Annotated in this window: 4 protein-coding genes; all 4 read left to right on the top strand. The window is 39.3% G+C overall.

Features of this window, described 5'->3' with window-relative positions; translation table 11 throughout:
• Positions 1 to 1,300: penicillin-binding transpeptidase domain-containing protein (locus AC1DSB_RS15430; RefSeq protein ID WP_477587044.1), on the top strand; the 1,300-nt coding region annotated here is incomplete at its 5' end.
• A 150-nt stretch (positions 1,301 to 1,450) separates the two neighbouring features.
• On the top strand, positions 1,451 to 2,386 hold the full coding sequence (locus AC1DSB_RS15425) for a PstS family phosphate ABC transporter substrate-binding protein (RefSeq protein WP_477531985.1): 936 nt from the start codon (positions 1,451 to 1,453) through the stop codon (positions 2,384 to 2,386).
• A gap of 233 nt (positions 2,387 to 2,619) precedes the next feature.
• Positions 2,620 to 3,567: a phosphate ABC transporter permease subunit PstC gene (gene pstC, locus AC1DSB_RS15420; protein WP_016426929.1), complete on the top strand. Its 948-nt coding sequence runs from the start codon at positions 2,620 to 2,622 to the stop codon at positions 3,565 to 3,567.
• Between the two features lies 1 nt (position 3,568).
• Positions 3,569 to 4,132: PstA family ABC transporter permease (locus tag AC1DSB_RS15415; protein WP_477587043.1), on the top strand; the 564-nt coding region annotated here is incomplete at its 3' end.

Below are 4,132 nucleotides of genomic sequence, written 5' to 3'. Positions count from 1 at the left end.
CGGAAAAGGTACAGTAACCGAAACGGAAACAGTCTTTGAAGGTCAACCTGGTAAAGATCTAGTGTTAACAATCGATAGCGAGTTTCAAGCGAAAGTTGAAAGTTTAGTAGAAACGAAAATCTTGGAACTGAAAAAGAAAAATGGTTCAAACTTATTGGACCGTGCCTTTGTTGTTGTAATGGATCCTAATACAGGTGAAGTAATATCAATGGTAGGAAAACAACTTGGGAAAGATGAGAACGGTAAACAGGTAGTCAATGATTATGCATATGGAACGTTCACCACTTCCTATGAAATAGGCTCAGTCATTAAACCGGCAACAATTCTCACCGGTTACGACCAAGGTGTTCTTGAAATGGGCGAAGTTCTGGTGGATGAACCGATTAGAATTAAAGGTACAAAGCCGAAAAGTTCGATTTTCAATCGATCTTCAAGAATGCCCTTGAATGACCTGCAAGCACTTGAAAGGTCTTCGAACGTTTATATGTTTAAAATTGGTTTCCGTTTAGCCAATGCCATTTACCGACCTGATCAACCCATCAATATTGATGAGGCTGCATTTGGTACGCTACGTAATTCCTATGCACAATTCGGCTTAGGTGTTCCAACAGGGATTGACTTGCCTGGCGAAGCTACCGGATTTAAGGGGGAAGAATTGAAGGCAGGGAAACTGCTGGATTTAACGATCGGTCAATTTGATACTTATACTCCTTTACAAATGGCGCAATATGTATCCACGATTGCCAACGGTGGAAGTCGTATTCAACCACATGTTGTGAAAGAAATCCGAAATCCTTCATCTGACGGCATAACGATGGGTTCACTTGTCACAGAAATAGGCCCGACCGTAATGAATCGTATTCACAATACGCAAAGTCAAATAGAACATATCAAAAAAGGGATGAACCGTGTCTACTACGGCGATCACGGCTCTGCGAGATCATATTTTGGGGATGCACCATTCCAGGCTGCCGGGAAAACCGGAACTGCCCAAGTAGTTTATTATGGGCCGAAAAAAGATTACTGGGGAGACAATACAATCAACTCCACGCACATCGGTTTTGCACCACTTGATAATCCTGAAATCGCTTATGCCGTCATGATTCCATGGGCGCCATATCATAATGGCGTGTATGAAAGTTCGGGAACGATTCTTGCCCGAGAAGTCGTCGATGCTTATTTTGCGATACAAAAGGAAAATGGCAAAACTGAAGAAAACGAATCATCAACACTGAAAACTATCAAACCTGCATTTTCAGCTACTGAAATAGAAGAAGATACCGAAAAATCAATTGAATAATATATGAAAAAAAGACCATGATAACTTCAATATCATGGTCTTTTTTTGTTTACAATTTCTTTACATTCAGTTTATATGTCCTCAACATAGAACGTTTAAAGTATTGTTTGTAAGGGAAAACAACAACCAACCTTAGGGGGAACTAGACAGATGAAAAACTTGAAATTCGTTATGATGTCAACAATGATTGGCTCGGCACTTTTACTTGGTGCATGCGGTAATGGAGATAAAGAAGGAAACGGAGAAGCGACAGAACAACTGTCTGGCTCAGTTTCTGGTGATGGTTCATCTACAGTTGCTCCGATTACGGAAGCATTAGTTGAAGAATATCGACTTGTTCAACCAGACGTTAAAGTAACTGCTGGTGTATCTGGAACAGGTGGCGGTTTTGAAAAATTCATTGCCGGAGAAACTGATTTCTCAAATGCTTCACGTCCAATTAAAGAAGAAGAGTCGGCTAAGCTTGAAGAAGCCGGTATTGATTTTACTGAATTAGAAGTTGCATATGACGGTTTATCAATCGTTGTAAATAAAGAAAACGATTGGGCTAAAGATTTAACAGTAGAAGATCTTAAAAAATTATGGGTAGAAGATGGGACAACAAAAAAATGGTCTGATATTAATCCTGAATGGCCAGATGAAGAAGTTGTTTTCTACTCACCAGGAACTGATTCTGGTACATTTGACTACTTCAATGAAGTCATTCTTGAAGATGCAGATATCGTAAAATCAGCAACACTTTCTGAAGATGACAATGTCTTAGTACAAGGTGTAAAAGGAGATAAAAATGCAATTGGATTCTTTGGCTATGCTTACTACCTTGCTAACAAAGATTCAATGAATGTTGTAACTATTGATGGAGTTGAACCAACTAACGAAACAATCGAGACTGGTGAATATAAACCACTTTCACGTCCATTGTTTGTTTATGTTAAAAACTCTTCAGTAAAAGACAATGAAGCAGTATATGATTTCATGAAGTATACGATTGAAAATTCTGGGGATATGGCTGAAGCTGTCGGTTATGTAAGATCTCCTGAAGAAACTTATAAAGAAGATCTTAAAGCTTTAGAAGCACTAAAATAAAGCTTTAATAGAAGTGAAAAGTAAGTTTTGCAATAAGCGGTTAAGAAGGAGTAGCACTGGTGCTACTCTCTTCTCATGTTAATTGATAAGAAAGCTGAAGAGACAGTTGATAAGTCAACGTGTGAGCGCCAAATCGCACGTAAGCGACAGCCAACTATTGAGCCTGTTCTTCCGGTTAAACCGAATGCCAGGGTTTCGCATTTTCACTTTTCTTACGTATAGGGGGATTTCAAATGGCTTCAAATGAACAAGCTTCCAAATTATCTGTCCAGCAGATGATTGCAAAGCAAAAAGGTAAGAAAGGGAAAAAATGGATAGAAAAATCAATTCCAGTTATTCTTTTCATAATTGCCTCAATTTCAGTATTAACTACGTTTGGTATTGTATTCACTTTGCTTTTTGAAACGTTTGAGTTCTTTAAGCGTGTTCCTTTCCTTGATTTTATTTTCGGTAAAGAATGGTTGCCTTTCTCAAATAACGAACCACTCTTTGGAATTTTGCCGTTAGTTGCGGGGACTCTTAAAGTCACACTGATCGCTGTCGTGGTTGCGGTGCCATTCGGCTTAGCATCAGCTGTTTATTTAAGTGAATATGCAAGTGACAATATGCGTCGGGTAATCAAGCCAGTTCTTGAAGTATTGGCAGGAGTTCCTACAATTGTTTATGGTTTTTTTGCTTTAACTTTCGTCACACCTTTGCTGCAACAATTTATACCTGAACTGAAGATTTTTAATGCAATAAGTCCTGGTATTGTAGTGGGAATTATGATTTTGCCCATGATTGCATCTCTTTCAGAAGACGCCATGTCTTCAGTACCGAACTCTATTCGTGAAGGGGCGTTAGCCCTGGGAGCAACAAAACTTGAAGTGGCTATCAAAGTAGTATTACCTGCAGCCTTATCAGGTATTATGGCTTCAATCGTTCTTGCTGTGTCACGTGCTATCGGAGAAACTATGATTGTTTCTTTGGCAGGAGGGTCAACACCAAGATTCGATTTGGATATGACAGACTCGATTCAAACAATGACTGCTTATATTGTACAAGTTTCAACCGGTGATGCTGGATATGGAACGACCATCTATTATTCGATTTACGCAGTCGGATTTACTTTATTCCTCTTCACTCTTCTCATGAACTGGTTAGCTCATGCGATTTCAAAACGCTTTAGGGAGGAATATTAAGATGAAATATATCGATCATACATCCGTGGTTAAACGAATGAGTGGCAGGATGATTGTTAATAAAATATTTAAAACCATATTTTTCATGGCCACACTATTTGCTTTGTTATCGCTGGCAGTACTCTTTTATCGTATTGTGAGTCAAGGTGTGGGGTATTTAACTCCTGAATTCTTTACAAACTTTGGTTCGCGGTTCCCTGAAAAAGCAGGGATTAAAGCGGCATTGGTTGGATCGCTTTGGATGATGGCCGTTGTTGCACCAGTATCCTTGATTTTAGGTGTGGGTTCAGCAATTTACCTAGAAGAGTATGCTAAGAAAAACAAGATCACACAATTCATTCGCATGAATATCGCGAACTTAGCAGGCGTACCATCTGTTGTGTTTGGTTTACTCGGTTTAACGATTTTTGTACGAGCATTAGCTTTAGGTAATAGTGTTCTGGCTGCCGGATTTACGATGAGTTTGCTCATTCTGCCTGTTATTATCGTAGCTTCACAGGAATCCATTCGTTCAGTGCCGAATCATTTACGAGAAGCTTCTTATGGAATGGGAGCAACCAAGTGG

It is taken from the genome of Paenisporosarcina sp. P4_E4_2, from assembly GCF_056401595.1.
Note: the sequence above shows the minus strand (reverse complement) of the source record. Positions and strands in the feature narration are given on the sequence as shown.

Excerpts from the sequence above, each read along its gene's own strand:
- AC1DSB_RS15425 (WP_477531985.1), top strand. The coding sequence starts at position 1,451 with ATGAAAAACTTGAAATTCGTTATGATGTCAACAATGATTGGCTCGGCA.
- pstC (WP_016426929.1), top strand. The coding sequence starts at position 2,620 with ATGGCTTCAAATGAACAAGCTTCCAAATTATCTGTCCAGCAGATGATT.